This window comes from Bradyrhizobium cenepequi (assembly GCF_020329485.1).
Lineage (GTDB): Bacteria > Pseudomonadota > Alphaproteobacteria > Rhizobiales > Xanthobacteraceae > Bradyrhizobium > Bradyrhizobium cenepequi.
Window position 1 is genome coordinate 143,521 of the sequence record NZ_JAGKJI010000011.1, and the last position, 25,888, is coordinate 169,408.

Genomic DNA, 25,888 nt, shown 5'->3' on the forward strand with positions numbered 1-25,888 from the left:
ATAGCCGGACCGAACGGTCGGGCAGGGAGGGACCAGACATGACAGAGATACTCGCCGGCGAAGCTCCCAAGGACGCTTCGCCCTCCGTGGTCGCGCAGCACGCCGCGATGCTGGATGCGTTGCCATTTTACGACACGGCCGATTTCGACGACGCCGCGCGTGGCTTCCTCGGCACCATCGAAAACGCGCATACCGCCACTGCACAAGGCAGGGTGGTCTGGAGCCTCGAACCCTACCGTTTCCTTGCCTCGGAAGACGCCCCACCCACGGTCAATCCCAGCCTGTGGCGGCAATCGCGGCTGAACATGCATCACGGCCTGTTCGAGGTGGTGCCCGGCGTCTATCAGGTGCGCGGCCTCGATATCGCCAACATGACGCTGATCGAGGGTGACAGCGGCGTGATCGTGGTTGATACCCTGACCTCGATCGAGGGCGCGCGTGCTGCGATGGATCTCTATTTCAGGCACCGCGGCAGGCGTCCGGTCGCGGCCATGATCTTCACGCACACCCACACCGATCATTGGGGCGGCGCCCGCGGGGCGCTCGATGACGAAACCCTGTCGAGCGGCCAGGTGCCGATCATCGCGCCTGACATGTTCATGGAGCACGCGGTCTCCGAGAACATCATTGCGGGCCCGGCGATGCTGCGGCGCGCGCAATATCAGTTCGGGCCTTTCCTGGCGAAGGGAGTGCGCGGTCAGGTCGATTGCGGACTCGGCAAGTCGATGGCAGCCGGATCGGTGGCGTTGTTGCGGCCGACCGATCTGATCCTCGCCACTGGCGACAAGCGCGTGATCGACGGCGTCGAATTCGAATTCCAGATGGCGCCGAACAGCGAGGCGCCGGCGGAGATGCATTTCTATCTGCCACGCTACAAGCTGCTGAATCTCGCCGAAAACTGCACACACAATTTCCACAATCTGCTGCCGTTCCGCGGCGCGGATGTGCGCGATGCGCTGGCGTGGTCGAAATATCTCGGCGAGGCGCTCAAGATGTGGGGCGGCAAGGCGGAGGCGATGTGCGGCCAGCATCATTGGCCCGTGTGGGGGCGAGAGCGGATCGACACCATGATCCGCCAGCAGCGCGATCTCTACAAGTTCGCGCATGACCAGACCGTCCGCCTGATGAACCATGGGCTCGCCGCGAGCGAAATCGCGGAAACCATCCGTCTGCCGAAAAGCCTGGAAGGCGCCTGGCACGGGCGGGGTTATTACGGCCACATCAGGCACAATGTGAAGGCGATCTACCAGAAATATCTCGGCTGGTACGACGCGAACCCCGTCAATCTCGATCCGCTACCGCCGGTCGAGTCGGGAAGGAAATATGTCGAGTATATGGGCGGCGCGGATGCCATCCTGGAACTCGCGCGGAAGGACCTCGCCAACGGCGAATTCCGTTTCGTCGCGCAAGCGGTGAGCCATCTGGTGTTCGCCGAGCCGGACAATGCGGCGGCCCGCGCGCTGCTGGCCGACACGTTCGAGCAACTCGGTTACGCCGCGGAAAGCGCGACCTGGCGCAACAGCTATCTGTTCGGCGCGCAGGAGTTGCGGCAGGGCATGCCGAAGGCGCCGGCGCGACCGGCGATGCCGCGCGCAACGCTTGCCGCGCTCCGCACTGAACAGCTCTGGGACGTGCTCGGCATCCGCCTCAACGGCCCCAAGGCCGAGGGCAAGCGCATGGTCTTGAACTGGAAATTCACCGATACCAACGAGGCCTTCATCCTGAACCTGGAGAATTGCGCGCTGACCTATGTCGCCGATGCGCAAGCTGAGGATGCCGACGCAAGCTTCACGCTGGCGCGAAGCACACTCGATGAAGTCATTGCCAAATTGACGACGTTTCCGGAGGCGGTCGCTGGCGGCAAAATCAGCGTCAGCGGCAACGCGATGCGGCTCGCTGAACTGATGACGCTGATGGACGAGTTTCCACGAATGTTCGAGATCGTCGAGCCGAAGCGAACGGCGGTGAGTTGATTGGCGCGTAGGGTGGGCAAAGCCAACGGGTCGCGCGAACGCGCGCCCGATGACAGGCTGCGCGTGCCCGCCATCCACGGCCGGTGCAAGAAAAAGGTGGGCACGCTTGCGCTTTGCCCACCCTACGGCACCGTACGCCGTGACTTACTCCGCGCTTGCCACCAGCCTGACACGCGGCGAGGCCGCTTCCATCAGGTCGCGATAGGCGTTGAGATAGTCGAGCGCCATGCGACGCGCGGTGAAGCGGGCCTCGAACCGCTGGCGGATCGTCTGTCGGCTTAGCGCGGCAAGCCGGCCGACCGCGCCGACTGCGCTGGTCTCGTCCTCGACGATGAAGCCCGTCAGGCCGTCTTCGATGATCTCCGGCACCGAGCCACGGTTGTAGGCAATGACCGGCGTGCCGCAGGCCATGGCCTCGATCATCACGAGGCCGAATGGCTCGGGCCAGTCGATCGGCAGCAACAACGCAATCGCACCGCTCAGGAACTCTGGTTTCTCGCGGTCGCTAATTTCGCCGATGAACTCGACCAGCGAATTGCCCTCGATCAGAGGGCGGATACACGCGTCATAATATTCCTGGTCGGCACGGTCGACCTTTGCCGCCATCTTCAAGGGGATGCCGCAGCGCATTGCAATCTTGATGGCGCGGTCAACCGCCTTTTCGGGCGCGATGCGGCCGAGCACCGCGAGATAGGATGGGGTGACCGCCTGCGGCGTCAGCAGGTTTTCCGGCAGGCCGTGATGGATCGTCTTCACCCAATTCGCCTGCGGCACCGGGCGGCGCTGGGCGTTGGAGATCGAGATCACCGGCACTTCCGGGAACGTGTCGAACACCGGCTGATGCTCGGGAAGATCCAGCCGGCCGTGCAGGGTGGTCACGAACGGTGTCGGCTGCCGCTGGAACAGCGACCACGGATAATAGTCGAGATGGAAGTGGAGGAAGTCGAACTCCTCCTGATCGCATTTCTGTCGGACGCGCTCGAGCAGCACCATGTGCAGCGCGTTGGGATCGCGAACCGACCCATCGAGGCGCAACGCTTTCGGCCAAGTCGCCTCCAGCTTGCCCGAGGTCCGTGAATCCCCGCTGGCGAACAGGGTGACGTCGTGGCCCAGCGTGACCAGTTCTTCGGTCAGCCAGTGCACGACCCGTTCCGTGCCGCCATAGAGCTTCGGGGGAACAGCCTCCGTCAGCGGCGCAACCTGCGCGATGCGCATGTTTTCGTCTCCTATGTGTGATGTGGGATGTTCAAGCCCAACCCCATTTGTCCAGCACCGGCATGCGGTAACGGGAACGTTCCCGCACGTGCGAAGTTCCTTTCATGTGCGGGTCGTTCTTTCTTCCTTCACAGTGTGGTCTTGCTGATGCCATTTGCCGCGAACAAATTTTCGCACATATCGGTGCTGCAGAATTGTTGCGCAGTGATGGCTTCGCGATACGAAACATCGATCATCGTTCCTCACGGAATCGTGTGCGGAACGGTGCACTAGGAAATTCACCTTTCTGCTCAACAGGTTTGCAGGCGTCATGGACAATCTTTCAGGGTATGCGCACCGCCCCTTTCCTTTCGTGTTGCGTTACTTGCGGCGGCGGCCCGCATCACACGCGGTGATATTGGGTTGCGTTCTCGGCGCAGTCGCCTGCTCGGTAGGCACGCAGTACGGCGTGAAGAACCTCGTCGATAGCCTGTCAGCCGGCCCGGCTCAGCCGAGCGGCGTATGGCTGGCATTCGTTCTGCTCATGTGCCTGATCGCGGCTGATAACTTTCTCTGGCGGATCGCAAGCTGGATCGCGAGCTATGCCTTCGTCGGCGTCACCGGGGATTTGCGCCGCGACATGTTCCGCCATCTCACCGGCCACTCGCCAAGCTATTTTTCCGACCGCCTGCCGGGCATGTTGACCAGCCGGGTCACCGCGACATCGAACGCGGTGTTCACGGTCGAGAACATGTTCGTCTGGAACGTGCTGCCTCCCTGCGTGGCAACCTTCGCAGCGATCGCCCTGGTTGGAACCGTGAGCGTGACCATGTCGGCGGTGCTGATCGTCATTGCGGGAACCATGGTGGTGGGGATGTTCAAGATGGCGGCCGCCGGCAGGCCGCTGCATGACGACTTTGCCAACAAGGCCGCGGCTGTGGATGGCGAAATGGTTGACGTCATCAACAACATGCCGCTGGTGCGGGCGTTCTGCGGATTGAGCTTCGAGCATGCTCGGTTCGATGCCACCGTGAACCGGGAACTGGTCGCACGAGGGCGCAGCCTGCGCTATCTCGAAAAGCTACGGCTCACCCATGCGGCTGTCACGGTGGTCCTGACCATCTTCATGCTGGCCTGGGCGGTCAATCTTTGGCAACAGGGCGCCGCCACCACTGGCGACGTGGTGTTGGTCTGCACGCTCGGGATCTGCATCCTGAGCGCGACGCGCGATCTTGCCGTGGCGCTGGTCGATGCAACCCAGCATGTCGCTCGCCTCACGGAGGCACTCGCGACGCTGCTGATCCCGCACGAATTGAAGGATCACCCGGAGGCCGAGCCGCTGATCAGGAGCGGTGCGGCAATCGCCTTCAACAACATCTCGTTCCGGTATCCCGGCGGCATGCAGGTGTTCGACAAGTTCAGCCTGCGTATCCAGCCCGGCCAGCGGGTCGGTCTGGTCGGACAATCCGGCGGCGGCAAATCGACGCTGTTCACGCTGGTGCAGCGCTTCTATGACGTGCAGCGCGGCAGCATCACCATCGACGGCCAGGATATTTCGCGGGTCACGCAGCAGAGCCTGCGCGAGGCGATCTCGGTGGTGCCGCAGGACATCTCGCTGTTCCACCGCTCGATCATGGAAAATATCCGGTACGGACGGCCGAATGCGACCGACGACGAGGTGCTGCGCGCGGCGATCGCGGCGCGCTGCGACTTCATCGAGAGTTTGCCGGAGGGAATGGATACCATCGTCGGCGATCGCGGTATCAAGGTGTCTGGCGGCCAGCGCCAGCGCATCGCGATCGCTCGCGCCTTCTTGAAGGACGCGCCGATCCTTCTGCTCGATGAGGCGACTGCGTCGCTTGACAGCGAGTCCGAGGAAGCCATACGTGAGGCGTTGTCGCGCTTGATGCGCGGGCGCACTGTGGTCGCGATCGCCCATCGCCTCGCCACGCTGCGCAGCTTCGATCGCGTGGTCGTGCTACAGGGCGGCCGCATCGTCGAGGACGGGCCGCCCGATATCCTGGTGCAGGGCAGGGGGCCATACCGCGAACTGGTCGCGCGCGAAATGGGCCGCCTCACAACCCAGGCTGCCTGATCCACGGTAGTTGCGTATAATCAGCGTCCATCGCAACCCGAGAGAAGCGCTCGAGGTCTAAATGGCAGCGGAGATCGTGACGCAATTTTCGACCACGCGCATCGTCGAGCAAATCGCGGAATCGTCCTTCTACATTCCGATGACGGGTCCCGCCGCAAGGCCGCGGCGGTCACTCAAGCACGACGATACATTCATCGTGCTGGACAGCCATGGTGACATCGGGGCTTCTGCCGGCGGGCCCGATGGCCTGTTCAACGCCGATACCCGCTATCTCGCGCGGCTGGAAATGGTTCTCGACGACGTGCAGCCGCTGTTGCTCGGCTCGAACATGCGCGACGACAATTCGGCGCTGACCGTCGATCTCACCAATTCCGACGTCTATCGCAACGGCCGGCTGATGCTGCAGAAGGATACGCTGCACATCGTGCGCTCGATCTTCCTGTGGCGCGGCACCGCCTATCAGCGCATCGGCCTGCAAAATCACGGCGACCATTCGGCGAGCTTCGATCTCACTTTGCTGTTCGACAATGATTTCGCCGATCTGTTCGAGGTGCGCGGCGAACGCCGGCCGCGGCGCGGCACCGGCTCAAGCAGGTTGCTCGGCCCGACCGATGTCGTGCTCGAATACGGCGGACTCGACGGCCAGTCACGAATCACGGCGCTGCATTTCGATCCCAAGCCAACGCGGCTGTCGGTGAATGCCGCGACCTACCATTTCGAGTTGGCGCCCAAGGCGGTCACTTCGCTGTTCATCGCGGTGTCCTGCAACAAGCCGATCATGCACAAGCCGGTGCCATTCTTTCGCGGGCTGCTCGCGCATCGACGCGAGATGCGGAACTCGACGGCGGGTGCTGCCAGTATCGAGACTTCAAACAACATCTTCAACGAGGTACTGTGCCAGGCGATGGCCGACCTCAACATGCTGATGACGGAAACACCGCAGGGCCGCTACCCCTATGCCGGCATTCCCTGGTACTCCACGACTTTCGGTCGTGATGGATTGATTACCGCGCTGCAGATGCTGTGGGTCGATCCGCGCATCGCGCGAGGCGTCCTGAAGCGGCTCGCATTCTTCCAGGCCAAGAGCGTCGATCCGCTTGCCGATGCCGAGCCCGGAAAGATCCTGCACGAGATGCGCGGCGGCGAGATGGCGGCGCTGCGCGAGGTGCCGTTCGCGCAATATTACGGCAGTGTCGATTCGACGCCGCTGTTCGTGTTGCTGGCCGGCCATTATTTCGAGCGCACCGGCGACGAGGCGATGCTTGCGGAACTATGGCCTTCGATCGAGGCCGCGCTGCAATGGATCGACGGTCCCGGCGATCCCGATGGCGATGGTTTCATCGAATATCAGCGCGCGACCGAGCAGGGCCTCGCCAACCAGGGCTGGAAAGACTCCTACGACGCCATCTTCCATGCCGACGGCAGGCTGGCGGAAGGCTACATCGCGCTCTGCGAAGTCCAGGGCTATGTGTTTGCGGCCAAGCGGCTGCTGGCCAGGGTGGCGCGCCGGCTCGGCTATGCCGATCGGGCGGACAAGCTCGATGCCCAAGCCGAGACGCTGCGCCAGCGCTTCGAGGAGGCCTTCTGGTGCGAGGAACTCGGCACCTATGCGCTGGCGCTCGACGGCAAGAAGGAACCGTGCCGGGTGCGGACCTCGAATGCCGGCCAGCTCCTGTTCACCGGCATCGTCCAGGAAGACCGTGCACGGCTGGTCGCTGCCGACCTGATGAGCCAGCGTTTCTTCTCGGGCTGGGGCATTCGCACGGTTGGCAAGAACGAGGTCCGTTACAACCCAATGTCCTATCATGACGGCTCGATCTGGCCGCACGACAATGCGCTGATCGCGCTCGGTTTCGCGCGCTACGGGCTGACGCATTCGGTGGCGCATCTGTTCAAGGGCCTGTTCGACGCTGCAAGCTACATGGACCTGCGACGGTTGCCCGAATTATTCTGTGGGTTCCAGCGCGAACGGCGGCGCGGACCGGTGCTTTATCCGGTAGCCTGCGCGCCGCAAGCTTGGGCGAGCGCCACTCCCTTCACGCTGTTGGAGGCGGCGCTGGGGCTCGAGTTCGACGCCGCCCGCGGCGAGATCAGGCTGCGCGATCCGCGCTTGCCGGAATTCCTGAATGAGGTAATCCTGCGCGATCTCCAGCTCGGCGCCTCCAGCGTCGATCTGAGGCTTCGCCGCCACGACGACGAAGTGTCGCTCGAAGTATTGCGCACACGCGGTCAAATCCAAGTGTCGATCGTACTGACGCATTGAACGTCGAACGTCGGCCAGAATGTTTAGCTTTAATTCCTGGTTTGGAGACCCCCGATGTGGGCCAGCATGGTGATGACAATTGTTGCTGCGGCCTTTGTCGCGGTTGCGGCCGCGCAGGCGGCCGATGATCCGGCGGCACCGCCGCCGACCACTCCCCCGGCGCAGGGTGCGCAGAAGGAACCGGCGCCGCCGCCTTCGGTCACCGTAATCGGTGCCCGGGATGCGCATGGCATCCTGGGCCGTGAGGTGCGCAGCGCCGCCAACGAGAACATGGGACGAATCGTCGACGTGATTGTCGATCGCGAAGGCACGGTGCGCGCCGCCGTGATCGACTTCGGTGGCTTCCTCGGTGTCGGCAGCCGCAAGATCGTCGTTGACTGGAACGCACTGCACTTCGGCAAGGTCGCCAACAAGAGCGACAGTATCACGCTCGAACTGACCAAGGAGCAGGTGAGCGCGGCGCCGGAATACAAGGAGGATACGCCGCTCATCGTGCTCGGCGCCGCCGGCAGTTTGCATCCATGGCAATATGACCATTAAAGTCGGAGAAACATTGGTCGCTCGTCCCTCGTCTTTGACGGACAGGATCGGCGGCGATCGCAGGCGGTCGACGGCGGACGAACACGGTGTGCCACTGGTGCCGGAGTTGCCAGCACCAGAGCCGTCGCGCCAACCTTCATCCCAGAGCCAGCGCGGTCTGGACTGGTTCATCTTCTTCCTGGCCGACGTGCAGACCGGTTTCGGCCCGTTCGTGGCGGTCTATCTGACCACGCAGAAATGGACCCAGGTCGAGATCGGCTTCGTGCTGTCGATCGGAGGCATCGTCGCATTGCTGGGGCAGATGCCGGGGGGCGCCATCGTCGATGCGGCGCGCTCGGAAAAATTGGTCGCCGGCCTCGCGGTCGCGACCATTGGCTGCGCCGCGCTGGCCTATGCGGTGTGGCCGATCTTCCCGGTCGTGGTGACGGCGGCGACCCTGCACGCGCTCGCGAGCTGCGTGCTCGGGCCGGCCATCGCGGCGATCAGCCTTGGTCTGGTCGGGCCGTACGCAATCGGCGAGCGGCTCGGACGCAATGCCCGTTTTGCCTCGCTTGGCAACGGCTCAGCGGCGGCGCTGATGGGCGCCGCCGGGTATCTGATCTCGAGCCGTTCCGTTTTCGTAGTTACCTTCATCCTGGCGATGCCCACTTTGGTCGCGCTCTCGCGGATCCGCAACAAGGAGATCGACATCGCGCAGGCGCATGGCGCCATCGTCCGTGATGTCCCTGACAAGAAGGCGACCAGCGTGCTGGCGCTGTGCAGCAAGCGGCCATTGTTGATCTTCGCCTTCAGTGTGCTCCTGTTCCAGCTCGCCAATGCGGCGATGTTGCCGCTGATGGCGGGCGTGGTGACGATGCGCTCCAGCCAATGGGCGCCGGTCCTGATCGCGGCCTGCATCATTGTGCCGCAGGCGATCGTAGCGCTTGCATCGCCCTCGGTCGGGCGCAAGGCGCAGGCCTGGGGCCGGCGGCCGCTGCTGCTGCTCGCCTTTGGCGCGCTCGTGATCCGCGGTGTGCTGTTTGCAACCGTGCACGATCCCTACCTATTGGTGGCCGTGCAGATCTTCGACGGCATTACCGCGGCGGTGTTCAGCGTCATGGTGCCGTTGATCGTGGCCGACGTCGCTTTCGGCTCCGGGCATTTCAACCTGGCGCAGGGCATCGTTGGCACCGCGGTCGGGATCGGGGCATCGCTGAGCACCGTGCTCGCCGGCTATGTTAGCGACAAGTTCGGCAGCAGTATCGCTTTCTTGGGGCTTGCCGGGATCGCCGCGCTCGGCCTCCTGATGATCTTCTCGATCATGCCCGAGACGCGACGACCGCGCCAACATGACGATCAGCCGACTTGCGGCAGCGCCAGCTTGCGATAGAGCGCGCCGTAGAGGGCGGCCGAGATGCTCCAGCTGAAGCTGCGGGCCATGGCGCTGCGGCGCATGGTGTCCAGACGGTCCTTGGCGACGAATGCCTCGAACGCCCGGCGCACGCCGCCGCGGAAGGATTCCGCCGACGGTTGCGGGAACAGAAACCCGGTCTCGCCGTCCCTGATGGTCTCGGCCAGCCCGCCGGTCTGGTGGCCGATCGGCAGCGAGCCGAAACGCTGCGCATACATCTGGCTCAGCCCGCACGGCTCGAAGCGCGACGGCATCAGCGTGAAGTCGCTGCCGGCGAAGATCCGCCGCGCCTGCGCGTCGTTGAAGCCGATCGCCACCCCGATCGCGTCCGGCCGCCGTCGGTGCGCATCCACCAGCGCCTGCTCGATCGCGGGCTCGCCGGAGCCGGTGACGACGATCTGCCCGCCGGCCGCGACGATCTCGTCGGCCGCCGACAGCACGAGGTCGACGCCCTTTTGGTGCACGAGGCGGGCGACCAGGCCGAACATCGGTCCGCGGGAGACGGCGAGGCCGAACTGTTTGCGCACGTAATCCGCGTTGGCCTGTTTGCCGGCCCAGTCGCCGACGCCGAACTGCTGTGCGAGCTTGGCGTCGAAGCGCGGGTCCCAGCTCTCGTCGATTCCATTGAGGATTCCGGTGAGCTGCGCGGCATTGGAGCGGATGCGTAGCAAGCCCTCGAGCCCGCAGCCGAGCTCTGCCGTCGTGATCTCCTTGGCATAGGTCGCGCTGACGGTCGTCAGGTGCGAGGCATAGACGATGCCGCCCTTGAGGAAGGACAGCTTGTCGTAGAATTCGAGCCCGTCGATGTGGAAGGAATTTTCCGGCGCGCCAATCCGCCGCAACGAATCCTTCGGGAAGAGTCCCTGGTAGGCGAGATTGTGGATGGTCAGGATCGAGGGAATGCGTGCGCCGCGCCAGGCCAGATAGGCTGGCGCCAGCGCGGCCTGCCAGTCATTGGCGTGGACGAGGTCGGCTGCCCAATTCCTGTCCAGACTGCCTGCGGCGAGTTCTGCCGCGGCGGACGCGAATCGCCCGAAGCGGATGTCGTTGTCCTGCCAGTCGCGTCCGCTCTCATCCCCGTAGGGGTTACCCGGACGGTCGTAGAGCTCTGGGCACAGCACGACGTAGACCGGCATGCCGTCGCGAGTCGAGGCACGGCCGATCGTGCATGCCGGCATCTCCGCAAGCGGCGCGCATTTGCCAACAATTTCAATATGAGCGAGTTGCTCGACCACGTCCCGGTAACCGGGGAGCATGATCCGTACATCGCTCCAGGGACGTAGGGCTCGGGGAAGGGCGGCGGAAACAGCGGCAAGGCCGCCGACGCGGACGAAATCGTCCATTTCAGTGGTGACGAATAAGACCTTCAAGAAAAGCCTCGCTCCAACCCCTGTAAGCAACTATGCAAAAATGGGTCCAATTCCCTTTGACTAAAATCAAAGGGGTGTCCAGTCCGGTCTGGATCAAGACACTTCCCTGTAGAAGCCGCTCACTTTAGGTTCACGCCACGCCGCCAAGAGGCGCGGGTGAGGGAGCTTTGCGAATGACGATAGTCGAGAACGATGAGGGCTATTTGACAAAGAGTCTCGACGGCCTTCGTGTGCTTGATTTTTCGACTACGATCGCCGGGCCTCATTGCACGCGCATGCTTGCCGACCTCGGAGCGGAAGTCATCAAGATCGAGCCCGCCGAAGGCGAGATGATGCGGACCCGCCCACCGGTGCGCAACCATTGCTCGACCGCGTTCGGCCAGCTCAATGTCGGCAAGAGGAGCCTGACGCTCGACCTGAAGTCGGCCAAAGGGGTGGAGGTGGTTCGCCGGCTCGTCGCCACCGCCGACATCCTGGTCGAGAATTTCCGTCCGGGCGTGATGCGGCGGCTCAAGCTCGATTATGCCAGCCTGCGCGGGCTCAACCCGCGGCTGATCTATTGCTCGATTTCCGGCTACGGCCAGACCGGGCCGTCGGCAGGCCTGCCGGCCTATGCCCCGGTCATCCACGCCGCCTCCGGCTACGACATGGCGCATCTCGCCTACCAGGCCGGGCGGAGCAGGCCCGACTATTGCGGCATCTACGTTGCCGACGTGCTGAGCGGCGTCTATGCGTTCGGCGCGATCGGAGCGGCGCTGCATCAGCGGCACCGCAGCGGGGAGGGCCAGCACATTGACGTCTCCATGCTCGAAGCGATGCTGAGCCTGACCTTGAACGAGGTGCAGTGGGCGCAGTTCAAGGTGCAACAGACGCAGCGGCCGATGTTCGGCCCGGTCGAGACCTCCGACGGCTACGTCATGGTCGCGATCGCCAGCGAGAAGACGTTTCAGAGCCTGATGCAGGTGATCGGTCGCCCCGAATGGGTGAGCGATCCACGATTCGCCAAATATTCCGACCGCCGGGAAAACTGGGCGTCCCTGATGGATGGCGTCGAGGACTGGTCACGCCGGGTGACGACAGAACAATGCCTCGCCGCGCTCAATGAGGGCGTGCCCTCATCCGCCTATCGCACGGTTGCGCAAGCCCTGGCCGATCCGCAGCTCGCGCATCGCGGCGCCTTGGCCGAAGTCGAGGACGGCGGCGGCACCTTCAAGGTGCTCAACCAGCCGTTCCGGATGTCAGGCGCCAAGGTTGCAGCCGCCAGGCGCGTCTCGACGCTCGGCGAGCACACCCGCGCCTATCTCAAGCAGGCCGGCCTGTCCGGAGCCGAGATCGCCGCATTTGCCGGCTAGCAATCGGCGCGGCTGATCGCCGCGCGCCGCGGTTTGTCTCGCGTCGGCAGACGTGGCAATGTCCACCACAACAACAAGAATGTTGGGAGAACAACGATGAAGAGTTTCCAGGTAGCCGAATTCAACGCCCCCTTGAAGGAAGTCGACCAGCCGACGCCGGAGCCGACCGGCACGCAGGTGCTGATCAAGGTGAAGGCGGCCGGGATCTGCCACAGCGATCTGCATATCTGGGAAGGCGGCTACGATCTCGGCCACGGCCGCAAGCCGCTGTCGCTGAAGGATCGCGGCGTCTCGCTGCCGCGCACGATGGGGCATGAAACCGTCGGCGAGGTGGTGGCGTTCGGGCCGGACGTGAAGCCGGGCGACACCGGCGATCTCAAGATCGGCGACGTCGCGCTGGTCTATCCCTGGCTCGGCTGCGGCAAATGCCCGACCTGTCTTGCCGGCGACGAGAACATGTGTGCGATCAAGCCGAACTCGCTCGGTGTCTACTGCGATGGCGGCTATGCCGACCACATGCTCGTGCCGCATCCAAAGTACCTCCTGACCCTCAAGGGCCTCGATCCCGTCACCGCCGCGCCGTACGCCTGCTCGGGCGTGACGACCTACAGCGCGCTGAAGAAGGTCGAATACGCGTTCGATTCGCCGATCGTGATCATCGGGGCCGGCGGCCTTGGCCTGATGGCGCTGACGCTGCTGAAGGCGATGGGCGGCAAGGGTGCGATCGTCGTCGACATTGACGCGCGCAAGCGCGAGGCGGCGGAAGCCGCCGGCGCGCTCGGCACCGTCGACGGCAAGGCGCCCGACGCGCTGGAGCAATTGGCGAAGAAGGCAGGCGGGCCGATCCGCGCGGTGATCGATCTCGTCGGCAACGCCCAGACCACGCAGCTCGGCTTCGACTGCCTGGCCAAGGGCGGCAAGCTCGTGATCGTCGGCCTGTTCGGCGGCGGCGCGACCTTCCCGCTGCCGCTGATCCCGATCAAGGCGATCACGATCCAGGGCAGCTATGTCGGCAACCTCCGCGAGACACAGGAATTGCTCGACCTGGTCCGGACCAAGAAGATCGCGCCGATCCCGGTAACACCCGTGCCGCTCGGCAAGGCCTACGACTCCCTGCTCGAATTGCAGAAGGGCAAGCTGGTCGGCCGCGCCGTGCTGACGCCTTAAGTTTCCTCCGTCATTGCGAGGGGCGAAGCGATCCAACTCTCCGCAAGCGGTGAGATGGATTGCTTCGCTCGCAATGACGCCAGCAAGGATATCCCATGTCCGCAAACAACGCGCTCCACATCGCTGTGCTCGGCGGCGACGGCATCGGTCCGGAGGTGATGGCGCCGGCGCTTGAGGTGTTGCGCAGGATCGAGGCGACGACGGAGCTTCGCTTCCGCTTCACCGAGGCGCCCGCGGGCGCCAACCACTACAGGGAGACCGGCACCTCGATGCCGGAATCGACGATCAGGCTATGCGAGGAGGCGGATGCGATCCTGCTCGGGGCCTGCGGCCTGCCGTCAGTGCGCTACCCCGACAACACCGAGATCGCGCCGCAGATCGAATTGCGCTTCCATTTCGATCTCTATGCCGGCGTGCGGCCGGCGCGGCTGATTCCGGGCGTGCCAAGTCCGATCGTCGGCGCGGAGCAACGCGGCATCGATCTCGTCGTGATCAGGGAATCAACCGAAGGCCTGTTCGCCTCGATGGGCAAGGGCGTTGTCACCGAGGATGAGGCGCGTGAGACCATGGTGATCACGCGCAGGACTTCCGAGCGCCTGTTCGAGTTCTCGTTCCGCCTCGCCGAGCGCCGCAAGGCGCGCGGCCGCCCCGGCGGCGGGCTGACCTGCGTCGACAAGGCGAATGTGTTCAAGGCCTTTGCGTTCTTCCGCGGGATTTTCGACGAGACGGCAAAGCGACATCCGGATGTCAGGGCCGACCATCTCTATATCGATGCCTGTTCTGCGCTCATGGTGAAGCGTCCGTGGGATTTCGACGTCCTGGTGACGGAGAACATGTTCGGCGACATCCTCTCCGATCTTACGGCCGGCCTGATCGGCGGCATGGGCATGGCGCCGTCGGCCGACATCGGCGATCGCTACGCGGTGTTTCAGCCGTGCCACAGCGGAAACAAATTCCCATGATCAGTTCAGGGATGTTCGCTGTAATCCAACAATATCAGCTGTTTATGGGGTTGGCGTTCATTGCTGTTCGCTAGCGTACGCTGATGTATATTCGACGAATATTCAACGTCTCGGGGGCGGGCCATGGCGAAGACACTCACGGAAGCTCAGATCACGACTGCGAAGGCACGCTCCAGGCTGGACCTTGGCGTGCATTGGCGCCGCCTCGACGCCGAGGCGCACCTTGGTTACCGCAAGGGGAACCAAAGCGGCGTGTGGTTCGTGCGCTGGCGCAATCACTACGACGGGGCGAACTACAAGCAGGCGTCACTCGGCATTGCCAACGACGTTAACGACAAGCCCGCCGAAGGCACTCTAACCTTTGAGCAGGCCGCCAAGCTGGCGCGGGAATCGGTCACCCGGGCCAGAACAGAGGCCGCCGCCCAAGCAGCGGGGCCGGCGCCGACCGTGCGGACTGCCGTCGAGGCTTACATCAAGAAGCGCGACGCCCGCGACAGCCGCAGGGTAGGCCGTGAGATACGGTCCGATGCCGGTCACCGCTTGCGGCGTTACGTTCTGGGCCAAGACGAGCGTGGCCATCAAGATGCCATCGAAGCTGCCCCTCTCGCCGCAGTAGCACTGCACGCGCTGAAAGAAGACGATCTGATGACGTGGCGCGAGGGCCTGCCTGAAGAACTCAAGGCCACGACAAAGCAACGGCTCATAAACGACCTGAAGGCCGCTCTCAATGGTGCATGGCCGCGCCTTTCGGAAGATCAAAAGAGGCTAAACCCGACGTTCCTCGCGATCGTAAGGGGCGGCTTCAAGGCTGAGCGCATGGATGACGATGACGAGGCGTCGGTGGCCCGGGATAACCAGATACTCACTAACGGGCAGATTGGCGCCCTGCTTCTAGCAGCGCGCGAAATCGACATTGAGCAGGAGTTCGAGGGCGATCTGTATCGCATTGTCGTGTGCCTGGCCGCAACGGGTGCGCGGTATGCGCAAGTCAGGCGGATGCGTGTCGGTGACGCGCAGCGCACAGAGCGGCGGCTGATGGTGCCGGGTTCATACAAGGGGCGTGGCGGCAATGGCGGCTCTGTCCCGGTCCCGGTGGGTGCTGACGTGCTCGAGGTGCTGTTACCCGCGATAACCGGCCGGCCCAACGAAGCTACATTGTTCGAGCGGTGGGCCTATGAGCAGGAACCGGACAATATCATCGCGTGGAAGAAGTCGGAGCGCGGGCCGTGGAAGAAGGCCGAAATTCATCGTCCATGGCAGCTTATCCGCGATCGCGCTGGAATGCCCGAAGTCATTCCCTATGCTTTCCGACACTCCAGCATTGTCCGCGGCCTCCGAAAGGGCCTGCCCATCCAGCACGTCGCCAAATTGCATAATACCTCTGTCAAAATGATCGAGGCACACTATGCGAAATACATCGCGACAGCCTTGGAAGACCTCGCCCGGGCGGCAGTCGTGCCGCTGGTGCCGAAGGCGGGAATGTGTTGTCGATCACGGGGCGGGCATGATGGACGCGCGCAAGAGGCTTAAGCAATTCATGGACGAGTTGCGCGAACTGCCCCTCACGGAGCCGCCCCTATCGGCTGAACTCGTCAATACACAGCAGATGCTATTGAGGCATTCCTTGCCACAAAAGCCGACAGCTTGGACGACGCATTTGGCGTGAATGACGATGGCTCAAAGCCGGCAGCCGCATCGCATGAACGGCTGGCGCGCGAGATCGCCAAAATGCGCGACGAAGGTAAGTCTTGGGCGCAGATAGACCTTGAAGTTGACGGAAAATCGCATTGGCCAAAGAGCGACCGTCAGCGCAGGGATATTTATCGGAGATTTAGAGACGAGAACCCGGCCCGATTGGATGCTGACCGGCTTTTGAGGCGATTGAGCGAAGAGGACTGATGCACCTTGGCTATTCGCTGAATTCTGCTTAGCCAAAGCACGTCCCCAGAAATCGCGCATCTTCTCTCCGTGAACGTAACCGCGTTCATTAATGGAGAGCAAAATGGATACGCAGGACAGCAAGCTTGGCTTTTCCCCGGAAGAGGCTGCAACCGCCTCCGGTGCAGGCCGTACCAAAATCTTTCAGGCGATCAAGGACGGCAAGCTAAGCGCTCGCAAGTTCGGCCGCCGCACCATCATCCTCGCTGACGATCTTAAGGCCTTCCTCGCCGCTCTGCCGGAACGAGAAGTCTCGCGCGCAGCCTAAACCCTTCCCCGAAACATGACCCGGTGCTGGGCAAGAAAATGCCCGGCGCGCCGCCACAGCGCAACCGGGCAAAAAGAGATTGCAGATGCACGATATACACGCCAACCACGGCCCCTGCAATAGGGGCGAGACTATTCGCGAACTTTCCCTGACAGATGCGCCCTCGCAAAACGTCAGGCCCTGAGCCTCACGCGCCGATGCGCCATCTCATTGGCGATGGCGTCGATCCTTGCCCCTCTCCTGCATGGCGAGGTGACACAATGACGATGGTAATCCCCGACACAGAAAGCCGTCACGAGTTTGTGCTCGCCACGCTTCGCCGCACCCACTTTCGGGCCAAGCTCATTGAGAACGAGCTCGCCGTCATCGGCGTAGCTCTTAAGGGCGGCGCCATCTCGCCTGATACCGCGCTGGAATGGGCTGAGGAGGTTGCGCCTGGCTGCGTCGGCTTCATCCCCGAGGCGATCACCGCGGATAGAGCGCCGGCCTGATGTTTCGAGAAGACTACGGCGGTGACTATGTCGCCGAGCTCGCACCGCGGAAGACTCCGACAGAGCCGCGGCTTACTGTTGTCGAAAACAATCGGCTTGACCGCCTCATGGTCCTTCGGGACCGAACTGGCGGGAAGCAACTCAGGGTGAAGGCTCTTGAGGACATCGACCATGAAGAGGTGGGCAAGGCCCATTTCATCAAGGGCGTGTTCGCCTGGAACGAAACCTCTGCCTGGATTGCCCCGCCTGGCGGCATGAAGTCGGCACTGATGGCATCGGCCGCCATCAGCGTCGCCTTAGGCCGAGATTGGTTCGGCAAAAAGAACAAGTGCCGCACTGGCGTGGTCTATTTCGCGCTGGAACGCGCGGACCTTGTAGAGCGCCGGCTAATCGCTCACCGGCAGTTGTTGGGCGTCACGGAGCATATGCCAATCGTCATTGCTGCCAAAACACGAGCACAACGCGCCAAAACTAGGTGGATAAGATTATAATGATGGAGCGATCGGAAGTTCGGACAGCCTCCGTATGTCGATGCTGGCATTTTGGGTGCCTTCCTTCGTTGCGTCGCCCCATAGCGTAAGTCGCGTACCCACACTCGGGCGGTTTGAATGCTGACCGTCGCGGCGAATTTCGAGACAGTGGGCTGGAATTGACGAAATGCGTGCAGATAGTTGCGGACACTCTCAGCGCGCCTTACACAGTCGGAAACGGCCCGGTCAGCGACTGCCGCCTGACGGTGCAAGTGTATATTACGCCTTCGCCGCTGTTTTCGACCCTATTGATGTCGCCGTGACAAAACGGGCACGACGCGCGGAAGTACTCGTAGACCGGGCCGCGTTGCAGCGCACGGGCAAGACGGATGGTCTGATCGGGGCCAGACGGCAGGTCCAGCTCGCGTCCGTCGGCATCGTAGTAAAGTCGCGAACGAATAGGCCATACTTCGCGTCATTGTGGAATGCGCGAACGCGATGGTTTAGGCGGCGGTGAATTCCATGCCGGACATTTCCGCGCCCGCCTCGGCAGCCGTGAGGTAGCCGTCGCCGGTGTTCGTTTGCGATCCCAGCAGATGAGACAGGAAGCTGGTCCCGCCAGCCGCGAGCACCACCGCGCCTGCCTCGATCCGATACGCTTGTCCGCCTTCCTGCCGGCGCTGGCCGCGCGCGCAGCGGATCGATCCGCAGCTCGATTACGGGTGAATGATCGAGAACGGTGACGCCGTGGCTCAACACGTGTTGACGAAGAGCGCGCATGTATTCCGGCCCGCGCACCGCGCGGTAATTCACCCGTCCCTCGTCATCTACGCCAAATTTGTAATGGCGGGCGAGCGTCGGCAGCGTACGCTAGGTCTGATCGAGGATTCGATACATCCATTCTGCTTCTCCAAGGCCGAGGCCGGCGGCGAGGCGATTGGCGACAGCAGCGTCCCGCGCCGCAGGAGGCCGGGCCCCGCCGCGGCCGTGACGCCACTGTGCCGCAGAAGCCTTTGTCCGCCAGAACGACCTTCGCACCGGGCTGCGCTGCGGAGGAAGCCGCCCAGGTACCGGGAGCGATTTGGCTGACGGTGGTTGTCACTTATGCGCTGATCGTCCCGCTTGTACTCGGCTTAGACCTCAAGGAGGAAGCCTCAGATTGACTTAAATTCTATCAAACCTCGGTGGCTGGTTATTCGCATGAGTCGTAGGCGATACGCGATCTTTGAGGGGACATACCGGGCCTACATATAAGGGTATTCTCAGGTCTGAGCGGTTCCGATTCCTCCTGCCGTTCTTGCCTGTTGATGCATTGATCAAGAATTTGTGGCCGCACTTCTCGCAATGTGGCTATCGCAATTCATAGTTCCACCAAGCCCATCCAGAACATACTTTCGTCGCCCACATCGATATCGTACTTGCGAATGAACTCCAGCTTACCATCACCTCCGATGCGGAAGACCGAGAGTCCAGCGGCAACGACCCTTAACCGGTCACCGTCGCGCACTGTGACGGGAAGGTTGTGCTCGGCCACCAACATTCGACCACTCGGGTCGATGTGGAAAGTACGCGGATGGATTCCGCGTGACCCAATATGTTGAATGGGGCTGGGCTCGCCGGTCCTCTGGTCGATCTTGTAGACCACGATGCCATTCTCGTCCCCCTTGAAAACCCCTGAACTCCTCTGTTTGTTCCGCCCGGTTCGCAACGTAGAGAAATCTGCCATTTGGGTGCACATGCCCCAGCGGCTTGGCGCGCACGTCGGCTGCCACGCTTAGCCAGAGTGCCGGTTCGAAACAGCAAGTCCGGCTCAATCCTAGCGTCGTCCATCCGAAGCAGGGCAACCTGGTTCTGCGTTTCGATCGAAAGGAAGATCAATGGAAGAGTTGGATGGAAGTCTAAATGGCGCGGCCCGAAGTTTCGGCCGCCATCTGGAGCAATAGAGATTTCGTTACTCAGAAGCCCGCGTTCGTAATCAAAGACTTTGATCGCCCCAGGCTCTTCGATGTGGGTGGGAGTGCCTTCGTTCCCGCGAGTTACCAGGATCGCCAACTTATTGTCCGGCGTCACCCGCACTTGGTGGGCGTAAATACCCGGGTCGATAGGACCAGTCTGACTCACTTCCTCGGCCGGCGTGAAGTCTTCATTGATCCTATAGACACGAACGCCGCTCGGCTTGTTGAAGGCGACCAAGATATTTTCCGAGGGAATGTCGGTGCTCACGTGAATAGGCCGCGTGGGAATTGCCAGTGGCACACCGTGCGCTGTCAGGGCGCCGTTCTTTTCCTCAATCTTCAGTGCCACAAGATGGTGTGAATTCCCTGGCACGGCGCCGTTGCCCGGGGCGGTGTTGCTGGTCGCGACGTACAGGAACCGCCGTGAACAGTGCGGCCAGGCGTATTGCACGCTGTCCGGCAGGGTGATCGTGTCGCGTTTTGTGAGGGTCATCGCCTCGACGTCGACCCCGTAGTGGGTGAGGTTCGGCCCCACGTTCGCATAGAGCGCCAACCGCCCCGGTGCTGAGCCGGTGGCCGCCTTGGCAGGCGATGGGACGGGAAGGGCGAAGCTCGCGGCGATGGCGCTCAGGACGGTTCTCCGGTCGATCATATTGGTGTTCCGCGATTCAACTGACATCTTGGTGAGACGGCCTTCGGTCTCACTCGTCGCGGATGACGAGCTTGAGCAGGAGGGCGAACACCGTCGAGACTGCGAGAAATCCGGCCATGGCGAGCAGCCCGGCCTCGAAGGACCCGGTCGTGTCCAGCCAGCCGACAACAATGGTGGGGCCAAAGAACCCGCCAGTGGTACCGACCGTGTTGATGAAGGCTATGCCGCCCGCGGCAGCGATGCCCGTCAAGAAACGCGTGGGGATCGACCAGAAGATCGCCCGGGCCGCGGTGACGCCGACAAGAGCGCCCGTGGCCCAGCAGCGACAGGTCGAAGCGGCGTGTAGCGATAGCGAGCAGAAAGCCTGCGGCAGCAAGGAAGCAACATGTCGCGAGATTGATGACCTTTTTGCCCGAGCGTTCAGCGAAGCGTGCCCATACGATCATGCCTACACTGGCAGCGAGATAGGGCAGCGCTGAGATCCAGCCGACCTGAAGATTAGAGAGCTGCTGTTGCTTCAGGATCTGCGGCAGCCAGATCTGAATGCCATACGAGCCTAACTAAGGTGAAGCCGAGATAGACTACGGTGCAAAGCCATACCCGGATGTCGCGCAGGGCGACGCCCGCCGGCTGACGGCACGATCATGCTTCTCGCTGTCGAGGCTGGCGACAATAATGCGCTTTTCGTCCGGCGTCAGCCACGCGGCATCCTGCGGCCGATCGGCCAGCAGCTTCAACAGGATCAAGCCGATAATGACTGCCGGTAGGCCCTCGATGATGAAGAGCCAATGCCATCCGGTGAGACCGAGATGGCCGTCCATCTCCAGCAGCATTCCCCCGAGCGGCCCGCCGATGACGGAAGAAACGGGAATCGCCACCAGGAACCAGGATAAAATACGGGTGCGGTACTCGGCCGGGAACCAGGAGGAGAGGAAGAAGGCAATGCCGGGAAAGAACCCCGCCTCCGCGACGCCCAACGCAAGGCGCAGCAGGTAGAAGCTCGTCGGGCCAGACACGAGGCACATGGCGCAGGATAGAAGGCCCCAGGAAATCATGATCCGGGATATCCAGAGTCGGGCCCCGAACCGGTAAAGCAGCATGTTGCTGGGCACCTCGAAGCCGCAGTAGCCGATGAACAGGATGCCGGCACCCCAGCCAAACTGCGTCGCGGATAAGCCGATGTCGCGGTTCATCTGCAGCGCAGCGAAACCGATATTGGTGCGGTCGAGGAAGTTGAAGAGGTAGCCCAGCGTCAGGATCGGCAGCAACCGCCAGCAACCGCCAGATCACCCTGCGGAAGGCGGCTCGTTTCAAAGTGTCGGCACCGCTGGCCGGACAAGCAGGATTTGAATATAGGACTGCTGTTTCGCCCACGTGTTTTTCCTCTCTTCTTGCCTCTTGTTGCCGAGGTATTTTGACGATGGTGCCGATCGAGGCTCGCCAGTGGCGCGCCGCGTTCAGGCCGAGGAAGCGCGCTCCGCGAAGGCCTGGAGCTTCGCCAGAAGCGACGGATCAAGGCCGACGCCTTCCCGCCGGGCGCGGGAAAGGTTTCGGTTTTCGATTTCGCCTGGCACCAATACGGGCGAGTTCGGATCGGCCGGCGGCGTGGAGTGCAGGATTTCCTTGAAGTCGTTCATTCGTCCGGACAACCAATCCGCAGCACCGAGCCACTTCGTGTCGATCAAAAGGAAGTAGTGGCCAAGATTTTGAGGCTCTTCGGGAGAGCCGACCCAGGATTTGACGTGAGTGAGATAAGCAGCGCCCGAAAGCAGCCCGGCAAGCAGGTCGACGACCAGGGCGAGACCATATCCCTTGTGGCCGCCGATCGGCAGGAGAAAGCCGTTCAAAGCCCCATTCGGGTCGGTGGTGGGCCTGCCAGATCGATCCGTCGCCCAGGTATCGGGAATCGGCCCGCGTTGCGGATCTTGGCTCGCGCTGCGACGCTGATCGCCATATCCAGAATGATCGGATCGCCGCCCGGGTTGGGAAAGCCGAAGCCGCATGGGCTGTTGCCAAGACGGGCCTCGCGCCCACCCCAGGGCGCTATGGTGGTGGTCGCGTTGCTGCCGATCAGGCTCGCAAAACCTGCTTGGCCGGCGATGTAACTGTAGGGTGAGACCGGGCCGAAATGGTTGCTGCCACGAGCGAGCACCAGGGCAACCCCGGTCGTGGTAGCGGCTTCCATTGCTGCTTCGAGGGCACGGATTCCGACCAATGGACGCACGCCGTTGTCGCCGTCGACCCTCACGAAGTACTGCACCTACTTGCATTCCTTCTTAATCGCGCACTTGCTCTCCGCTCCAGCCCAGAACGGAGCTAGTCGGCTTTTTTTGGGTTCGGGATTCACGCTGCTTAGGTTCGCTCGGACGAGAGGTCCTCTGGTCCTCTCCACAATGCAAGTGACCTAGCCGTGCTGGATAGCGAGTCTCCCGCTCCATGGGCAAGCGCGATCGCAATTGAGCGCCTGAATCTTCAGATGCGGCTCGCGGAAACCAGATCTTCGTCAGATCCGCGCGGGCCGTTTGACCTCGGCTGTCACAAGCAACGAACGCGCGGATAAGAGCGGTCTACGTTGGCCAGATCTCCGTGAATTTGCGAACGCGCTAGGCGACCTTCATAGGCGGCTGTTTGGTGGCCTTGACGCGGGTTACACTGCACCGACCATCAACGCTGACGGGCACGTCACCATCGATGGTGGCGCGACGAACGACGCGATGCTGGTCGCCGTAATCATTGACCGCATAATGGTGCGTGGCGCGGTTGTCCCAGATCGCGACATCGCCCTCCTTCCAGTTCCAGCGCACGGTGTTTTCGGGCGCGCTGACATGAGACTGGAATAGATCAAACAGCTTTTGGCCGTCATATTTGGGAATGCCAACAAAACGCTGCACCAAAACGCCGAGCACTAGCGTCCGCTCGCCGGTCTCGGGGTGGACACGCACCACGGGATGTTCGGTCTCGAAGATCGTTTTGGTGAAGACCTCGCCAAAATGCTTCTTGTCGACCTCGCGGGCACGGGCCATTCCGGCGTAGTCGAAGACGTTGCTGTGAACGGCCCAGAGCTCGTCGGCAAGCCGTTGCAGCGCTGGAGGCAGGTCGAGATAGGCGGCCGCGGTGTTTGACCAGATCGTATCGCCACCGAATGGTGGCATCACAACGGCTCGCAGCACCAGAATCTTGGGATAGGCATCGGCGTAGGTCCCATCGGCGTGCCACACATCGGCCCGGCCACCGCCGCGAGCGGAGTCAAGCTCGAGGATCGATGCCATTCCCTTGGTAACACCGAGAATCGGATGTGGCACCAGCCTTCCGAAACGGGCAGCAAATAGCTCCTGCTCGGCGTCATCGAGATGACCTTGGTCGCGGAAGAAGATCACCTTGTGCTCGAGCAGCAAGCTGTTGATTTCGGCGATCGCCTGGTCCGGCAAATCGCCTGAGAGCTTGATATTTCTGATTTCGGCGCCGATGCGCGCTGCGCGTTTGACGACATCGGTACGCGGAATGGCATAATCGATCGAAGTCGGTTCACTCATGTTGTTTCCTCTGCGGTTTCTTCACCAAACAAACGTATTCAGCTGCGGCACGAATGGGTGAACGTTAGATTGGGAATATCAAAATCCGCGGCAATCGGCCCGTTGGTGCCGGCTTCGTGTGAGGCAAAATCGGCCACGCACGGATCGCGGCTGATCCGTGCCATTTTCGATGGGGTATGCCTGAAACTCACCGGTGCCCCTTACTGATGATCTGGCAGGTTCAACTTCGAACGGCAGGTCACGTCACTGGACTTCATAGGCAGACCTCGCGCGGGTGATCTCCAGCAAGCACCGTGCCAATCGCGAAAACCGAGCCTTGAACGGTTACCTACCGCCAAGAGCGCTAACGGGATCGGGGAAACCCGGCGCGACGGTCACCGGATTGCGCTGATAATTCGACCAGATAGCCTGGGAGCTCGATGGCCAGCCGCATCCTCGCGTGCGAAGAAGCAGAGTCTAACAAAACATTAGGTCGAGCGCCTGGGTCGGGACCAACGGCTACAGGGCGCTCGATTGTCAGGCATCCGTTCGGCTCAGCACGAGAGACGAATCATATGACCTTCCATCCTTCAACATCAGACACGTCGGGTTCAAGACGGACATGTCGGAAATCTGACAATCGGCAGCGTCGATCCAAAGGCATGCTGACGACCGCGCGTGTTTCCTCTCGTAAAGCAAGGCACACACCAAATTTCGGGACCATCGCGCACCCCTGATCTCGAAGTGGGGGCACCTGTCATTCTCGAGCTGCTCCGGCGATACCCGCCGTGGCATTCGAGTTCATCGACGCACCGCTCGGCATCGATGCGTCTGATCGCATTCGCTTGTTGCCCCGCATGAGCGAGTATGCGGCCTTTATTCAACCTCAGTTTGGACGCGGCTGGAGCATTGGGCTCGCGCCATGGCCGATCACGAAGCCGATCGCGCCAAGAGCGACAACAAATACCGAGAGCATGGGGCATTCGGCTGCGCCAGATTTGCACTGCCATTCCGCCGATGCGCGCGTAGGTCCAGATCGAGTTACGGGGTTGCTGGTCGACAATACCGCCGGCGCATGGTTTGCAGCCATCGGCGAGTGATCGAAAATCCCGTCACGAGAACATCGCGGTCGACGTTTGCGCAGGTCATTCGCGGGGCCAACGGATGAAGAGAACCGTGACCCGCCACGCTGCTAGTGTTCTGTCCCGCAAGTTCGTAGCATAGTTATTGCATGGGTTTCGGGTATCCTGATCGAAGGAGATACCCGATGCGCACCGGACGTCCGAAGGCGATGCTGACGATTTCCAGCGTCGAACACACGCAGCTCTCGCCCATAACACGGTCGCGCTCGCTCCCGCGGCGCTGACGTTACGAGCAAAGATCGTGCTGGCCTGCGACCATGACCCGAGCAACGTGGTCGTGGCCACGCGGCTTGGTGTCGGCCCCATACGATCGGCAAACGGCGCAATCGCTTCATCGCAAATCGCATCGATGATCTCTACGACGAGATGCGTACCGGCAGACCCCGCACGGTAGAGGATGAGGCTGTGGGCCGAGCTGATCACCAAGACACTCGCTCGCAAGCCCAAAGCCGCAACCCATTGGAGCGTGCGCGCATCGCCAAAGAGACGGAAATTGCCAAAAGCACCGTTGTCAAAAAAATCGACCGCTTCATCCGCACCCACAATGCAAACTCACACCCCTTCGTGTAGATCGCTACCGCCGACTCCAGCCTCCAGAAACTCGCGCGGCTTTGTCAGCGAATTTCCGTGACAGAACACTAGACATCTATTCGATAATCTACGCCTGCCGGGACTGGGGCATTGCGGTCCCCGCTTTCCGGAAGGAAGGCAATAGAGGAGATTGCTCGCATGAGTGACGGGCTTCAAGAGGCGGATGACGCGGCCACTGTCGAGGAGCTGCTCGGACTGCTGGTCAGCATTCTAGCGTCAGTAAGGCGGCTTCCGCGCGCCCCAGAACGCGATGCAGCGTTACGGCAGATAAGGGAATTTCAAACACGTGTAGGCGTGGTCCTGCTGGAGCGGTTTTACGATAAAGAGTAGCGAGCTCCCATTGCCGTAGTGCAGGCGCGTCCTGCGAAATGCGTCGACCACTTCAATGCGCGGCTGATCGTCGGCAACCATAGAGGCAGTCCATATCTAGGCTATTGCTAACAGCAGCGATGATCTCGGCTGGCGTTCCCGTTTGCGGTGAAGTTCGGGATATGCTTCGGTGATGGCCGGCAATCTTTCGGTCATCGCCTCCCGGTCATGCGTGCGAAGTCCCTCACGGTGAT

Annotated in this window: 22 protein-coding genes and 2 pseudogenes; 14 read left to right on the forward strand and 10 right to left on the reverse strand. The window is 62.1% G+C overall.

Annotated features, from left to right (window positions below):
- Positions 1-38 precede the first annotated feature (38 nt).
- Positions 39-1,973 (forward strand): alkyl/aryl-sulfatase, encoded by a 1,935-nt coding sequence (locus J6497_RS15150; protein ID WP_225705067.1) that lies wholly within the window; start codon positions 39-41, stop codon positions 1,971-1,973.
- A gap of 144 nt (positions 1,974-2,117) precedes the next feature.
- Here the strand turns inward: J6497_RS15150 and J6497_RS15155 are convergent, their stop codons facing one another.
- A complete protein-coding gene (locus tag J6497_RS15155) occupies positions 2,118-3,188 on the reverse strand; it encodes a glycosyltransferase family 4 protein (protein WP_225705068.1) in 1,071 nt (356 codons plus the stop codon).
- Positions 3,189-3,498: 310 nt separating this feature from the next.
- Between J6497_RS15155 and J6497_RS15160 the strand changes: the two genes are divergently transcribed.
- From J6497_RS15160 to J6497_RS15175, 4 genes are all read left to right on the forward strand, one after another.
- Complete coding sequence (locus J6497_RS15160; RefSeq protein WP_225705069.1) at positions 3,499-5,262, forward strand: ABC transporter ATP-binding protein; 1,764 nt, start codon at positions 3,499-3,501, stop codon at positions 5,260-5,262.
- A 61-nt stretch (positions 5,263-5,323) separates the two neighbouring features.
- Positions 5,324-7,525, forward strand: a complete 2,202-nt coding sequence (locus J6497_RS15165; protein WP_225705070.1) for an amylo-alpha-1,6-glucosidase — start codon at positions 5,324-5,326, stop codon at positions 7,523-7,525.
- A 54-nt stretch (positions 7,526-7,579) separates the two neighbouring features.
- Positions 7,580-8,065, forward strand: coding sequence for a PRC-barrel domain-containing protein (locus J6497_RS15170; protein ID WP_225705071.1), 486 nt, complete (start codon positions 7,580-7,582; stop codon positions 8,063-8,065).
- A gap of 88 nt (positions 8,066-8,153) precedes the next feature.
- The gene (locus J6497_RS15175) at positions 8,154-9,434 is read left to right on the forward strand and encodes an MFS transporter (RefSeq protein ID WP_376708210.1); all 1,281 of its coding nucleotides are present in this window, start codon (positions 8,154-8,156) and stop codon (positions 9,432-9,434) included.
- On the opposite strand, the gene glgA is transcribed toward J6497_RS15175, so the two are convergent.
- Positions 9,401-10,825: a glycogen synthase GlgA gene (glgA, locus tag J6497_RS15180; RefSeq protein ID WP_225705072.1), complete on the reverse strand. Its 1,425-nt coding sequence runs from the start codon at positions 10,823-10,825 to the stop codon at positions 9,401-9,403. The two genes, J6497_RS15175 and glgA, sit on opposite strands and share 34 nt — an antisense overlap.
- 173 nt (positions 10,826-10,998) lie before the next feature.
- Here glgA and J6497_RS15185 point away from each other — a divergent pair, with 173 nt between their 5' ends.
- The 4 genes and pseudogenes from J6497_RS15185 (at position 10,999) to J6497_RS15200 (ending at position 15,836) form a co-directional block, all read left to right on the forward strand.
- Entirely contained in the window at positions 10,999-12,177 is a 1,179-nt protein-coding gene (locus J6497_RS15185; protein ID WP_225705073.1) for a CaiB/BaiF CoA transferase family protein, read from the forward strand.
- A gap of 96 nt (positions 12,178-12,273) precedes the next feature.
- Complete coding sequence (locus tag J6497_RS15190; RefSeq protein WP_225705074.1) at positions 12,274-13,344, forward strand: alcohol dehydrogenase; 1,071 nt, start codon at positions 12,274-12,276, stop codon at positions 13,342-13,344.
- A gap of 95 nt (positions 13,345-13,439) precedes the next feature.
- Positions 13,440-14,285: pseudogene (locus J6497_RS15195) on the forward strand (isocitrate/isopropylmalate dehydrogenase family protein); the annotation flags it as partial.
- A gap of 144 nt (positions 14,286-14,429) precedes the next feature.
- Positions 14,430-15,836, forward strand: a complete 1,407-nt coding sequence (locus tag J6497_RS15200; RefSeq protein WP_225705075.1) for a site-specific integrase — start codon at positions 14,430-14,432, stop codon at positions 15,834-15,836.
- 147 nt (positions 15,837-15,983) lie between these two features.
- Here the strand turns inward: J6497_RS15200 and J6497_RS15205 are convergent, their stop codons facing one another.
- Positions 15,984-16,265 carry a hypothetical protein gene (locus tag J6497_RS15205; RefSeq protein ID WP_225705076.1) on the reverse strand — a complete coding sequence of 94 codons (282 nt, stop codon included), beginning with the start codon at positions 16,263-16,265 and terminating at the stop codon, positions 15,984-15,986.
- A gap of 43 nt (positions 16,266-16,308) precedes the next feature.
- Between J6497_RS15205 and J6497_RS15210 the strand changes: the two genes are divergently transcribed.
- The 3 genes from J6497_RS15210 to J6497_RS15220 all read left to right on the forward strand — a co-directional run bounded on the left by J6497_RS15210 (position 16,309) and on the right by J6497_RS15220 (position 17,494).
- Complete coding sequence (locus J6497_RS15210; protein WP_225705077.1) at positions 16,309-16,512, forward strand: excisionase family DNA-binding protein; 204 nt, start codon at positions 16,309-16,311, stop codon at positions 16,510-16,512.
- Between the two features lie 260 nt (positions 16,513-16,772).
- The gene (locus J6497_RS15215; RefSeq protein ID WP_225705078.1) at positions 16,773-17,003 is read left to right on the forward strand and encodes a hypothetical protein; all 231 of its coding nucleotides are present in this window, start codon (positions 16,773-16,775) and stop codon (positions 17,001-17,003) included.
- Between the two features lie 146 nt (positions 17,004-17,149).
- Positions 17,150-17,494 carry an AAA family ATPase gene (locus tag J6497_RS15220; RefSeq protein ID WP_225705079.1) on the forward strand — a complete coding sequence of 115 codons (345 nt, stop codon included), beginning with the start codon at positions 17,150-17,152 and terminating at the stop codon, positions 17,492-17,494.
- Between the two features lie 482 nt (positions 17,495-17,976).
- Here J6497_RS15220 and J6497_RS41240 read toward each other — a convergent pair whose 3' ends face one another.
- The 7 genes and pseudogenes from J6497_RS41240 to J6497_RS15245 all read right to left on the reverse strand — a co-directional run bounded on the left by J6497_RS41240 (position 17,977) and on the right by J6497_RS15245 (position 23,613).
- Entirely contained in the window at positions 17,977-18,108 is a 132-nt protein-coding gene (locus J6497_RS41240) for a hypothetical protein (RefSeq protein WP_283844516.1), read from the reverse strand.
- Between the two features lie 725 nt (positions 18,109-18,833).
- Positions 18,834-19,076 (reverse strand): hypothetical protein, encoded by a 243-nt coding sequence (locus J6497_RS41945; RefSeq protein ID WP_376708211.1) that lies wholly within the window; start codon positions 19,074-19,076, stop codon positions 18,834-18,836.
- Positions 18,959-20,107, reverse strand: coding sequence for a lactonase family protein (locus tag J6497_RS15225; RefSeq protein WP_249793566.1), 1,149 nt, complete (start codon positions 20,105-20,107; stop codon positions 18,959-18,961). The genes J6497_RS41945 and J6497_RS15225 overlap by 118 nt, the downstream gene beginning before the upstream one ends.
- 22 nt (positions 20,108-20,129) lie before the next feature.
- Entirely contained in the window at positions 20,130-20,456 is a 327-nt protein-coding gene (locus tag J6497_RS15230) for an MFS transporter (RefSeq protein ID WP_225705080.1), read from the reverse strand.
- Positions 20,457-20,661: 205 nt separating this feature from the next.
- Complete coding sequence (locus tag J6497_RS15235; protein WP_225705081.1) at positions 20,662-21,348, reverse strand: MFS transporter; 687 nt, start codon at positions 21,346-21,348, stop codon at positions 20,662-20,664.
- A 189-nt stretch (positions 21,349-21,537) separates the two neighbouring features.
- Positions 21,538-22,340, reverse strand: a pseudogene (locus J6497_RS15240) (Ldh family oxidoreductase).
- Positions 22,341-22,683: 343 nt separating this feature from the next.
- On the reverse strand, positions 22,684-23,613 hold the full coding sequence (locus J6497_RS15245; protein WP_225705082.1) for a TauD/TfdA dioxygenase family protein: 930 nt from the start codon (positions 23,611-23,613) through the stop codon (positions 22,684-22,686).
- 767 nt (positions 23,614-24,380) lie between these two features.
- Here J6497_RS15245 and J6497_RS15250 point away from each other — a divergent pair.
- Both J6497_RS15250 and J6497_RS15255 read left to right on the forward strand, forming a co-directional pair.
- On the forward strand, positions 24,381-24,692 hold the full coding sequence (locus tag J6497_RS15250) for a hypothetical protein (RefSeq protein ID WP_225705083.1): 312 nt from the start codon (positions 24,381-24,383) through the stop codon (positions 24,690-24,692).
- A gap of 771 nt (positions 24,693-25,463) precedes the next feature.
- Positions 25,464-25,655: a hypothetical protein gene (locus tag J6497_RS15255; RefSeq protein WP_225705084.1), complete on the forward strand. Its 192-nt coding sequence runs from the start codon at positions 25,464-25,466 to the stop codon at positions 25,653-25,655.
- Positions 25,656-25,888: the final 233 nt, after the last annotated feature.

Coding starts and splice junctions, on each gene's coding strand:
- J6497_RS15150 (WP_225705067.1), top strand. CDS start 39: ATGACAGAGATACTCGCCGGCGAAGCTCCCAAGGACGCTTCGCCCTCC.
- J6497_RS15155 (WP_225705068.1), bottom strand. CDS start 3,188: ATGCGCATCGCGCAGGTTGCGCCGCTGACGGAGGCTGTTCCCCCGAAG.
- J6497_RS15160 (WP_225705069.1), top strand. CDS start 3,499: ATGGACAATCTTTCAGGGTATGCGCACCGCCCCTTTCCTTTCGTGTTG.
- J6497_RS15165 (WP_225705070.1), top strand. CDS start 5,324: ATGGCAGCGGAGATCGTGACGCAATTTTCGACCACGCGCATCGTCGAG.
- J6497_RS15170 (WP_225705071.1), top strand. CDS start 7,580: ATGTGGGCCAGCATGGTGATGACAATTGTTGCTGCGGCCTTTGTCGCG.
- J6497_RS15185 (WP_225705073.1), top strand. CDS start 10,999: ATGACGATAGTCGAGAACGATGAGGGCTATTTGACAAAGAGTCTCGAC.
- J6497_RS15190 (WP_225705074.1), top strand. CDS start 12,274: ATGAAGAGTTTCCAGGTAGCCGAATTCAACGCCCCCTTGAAGGAAGTC.
- J6497_RS15200 (WP_225705075.1), top strand. CDS start 14,430: ATGGCGAAGACACTCACGGAAGCTCAGATCACGACTGCGAAGGCACGC.
- J6497_RS15205 (WP_225705076.1), bottom strand. CDS start 16,265: ATGCGCGATTTCTGGGGACGTGCTTTGGCTAAGCAGAATTCAGCGAAT.
- J6497_RS15210 (WP_225705077.1), top strand. CDS start 16,309: ATGGATACGCAGGACAGCAAGCTTGGCTTTTCCCCGGAAGAGGCTGCA.
- J6497_RS15215 (WP_225705078.1), top strand. CDS start 16,773: ATGACGATGGTAATCCCCGACACAGAAAGCCGTCACGAGTTTGTGCTC.
- J6497_RS15225 (WP_249793566.1), bottom strand. CDS start 20,107: ATGTCAGTTGAATCGCGGAACACCAATATGATCGACCGGAGAACCGTC.
- J6497_RS15245 (WP_225705082.1), bottom strand. CDS start 23,613: ATGAGTGAACCGACTTCGATCGATTATGCCATTCCGCGTACCGATGTC.
- J6497_RS15255 (WP_225705084.1), top strand. CDS start 25,464: ATGAGTGACGGGCTTCAAGAGGCGGATGACGCGGCCACTGTCGAGGAG.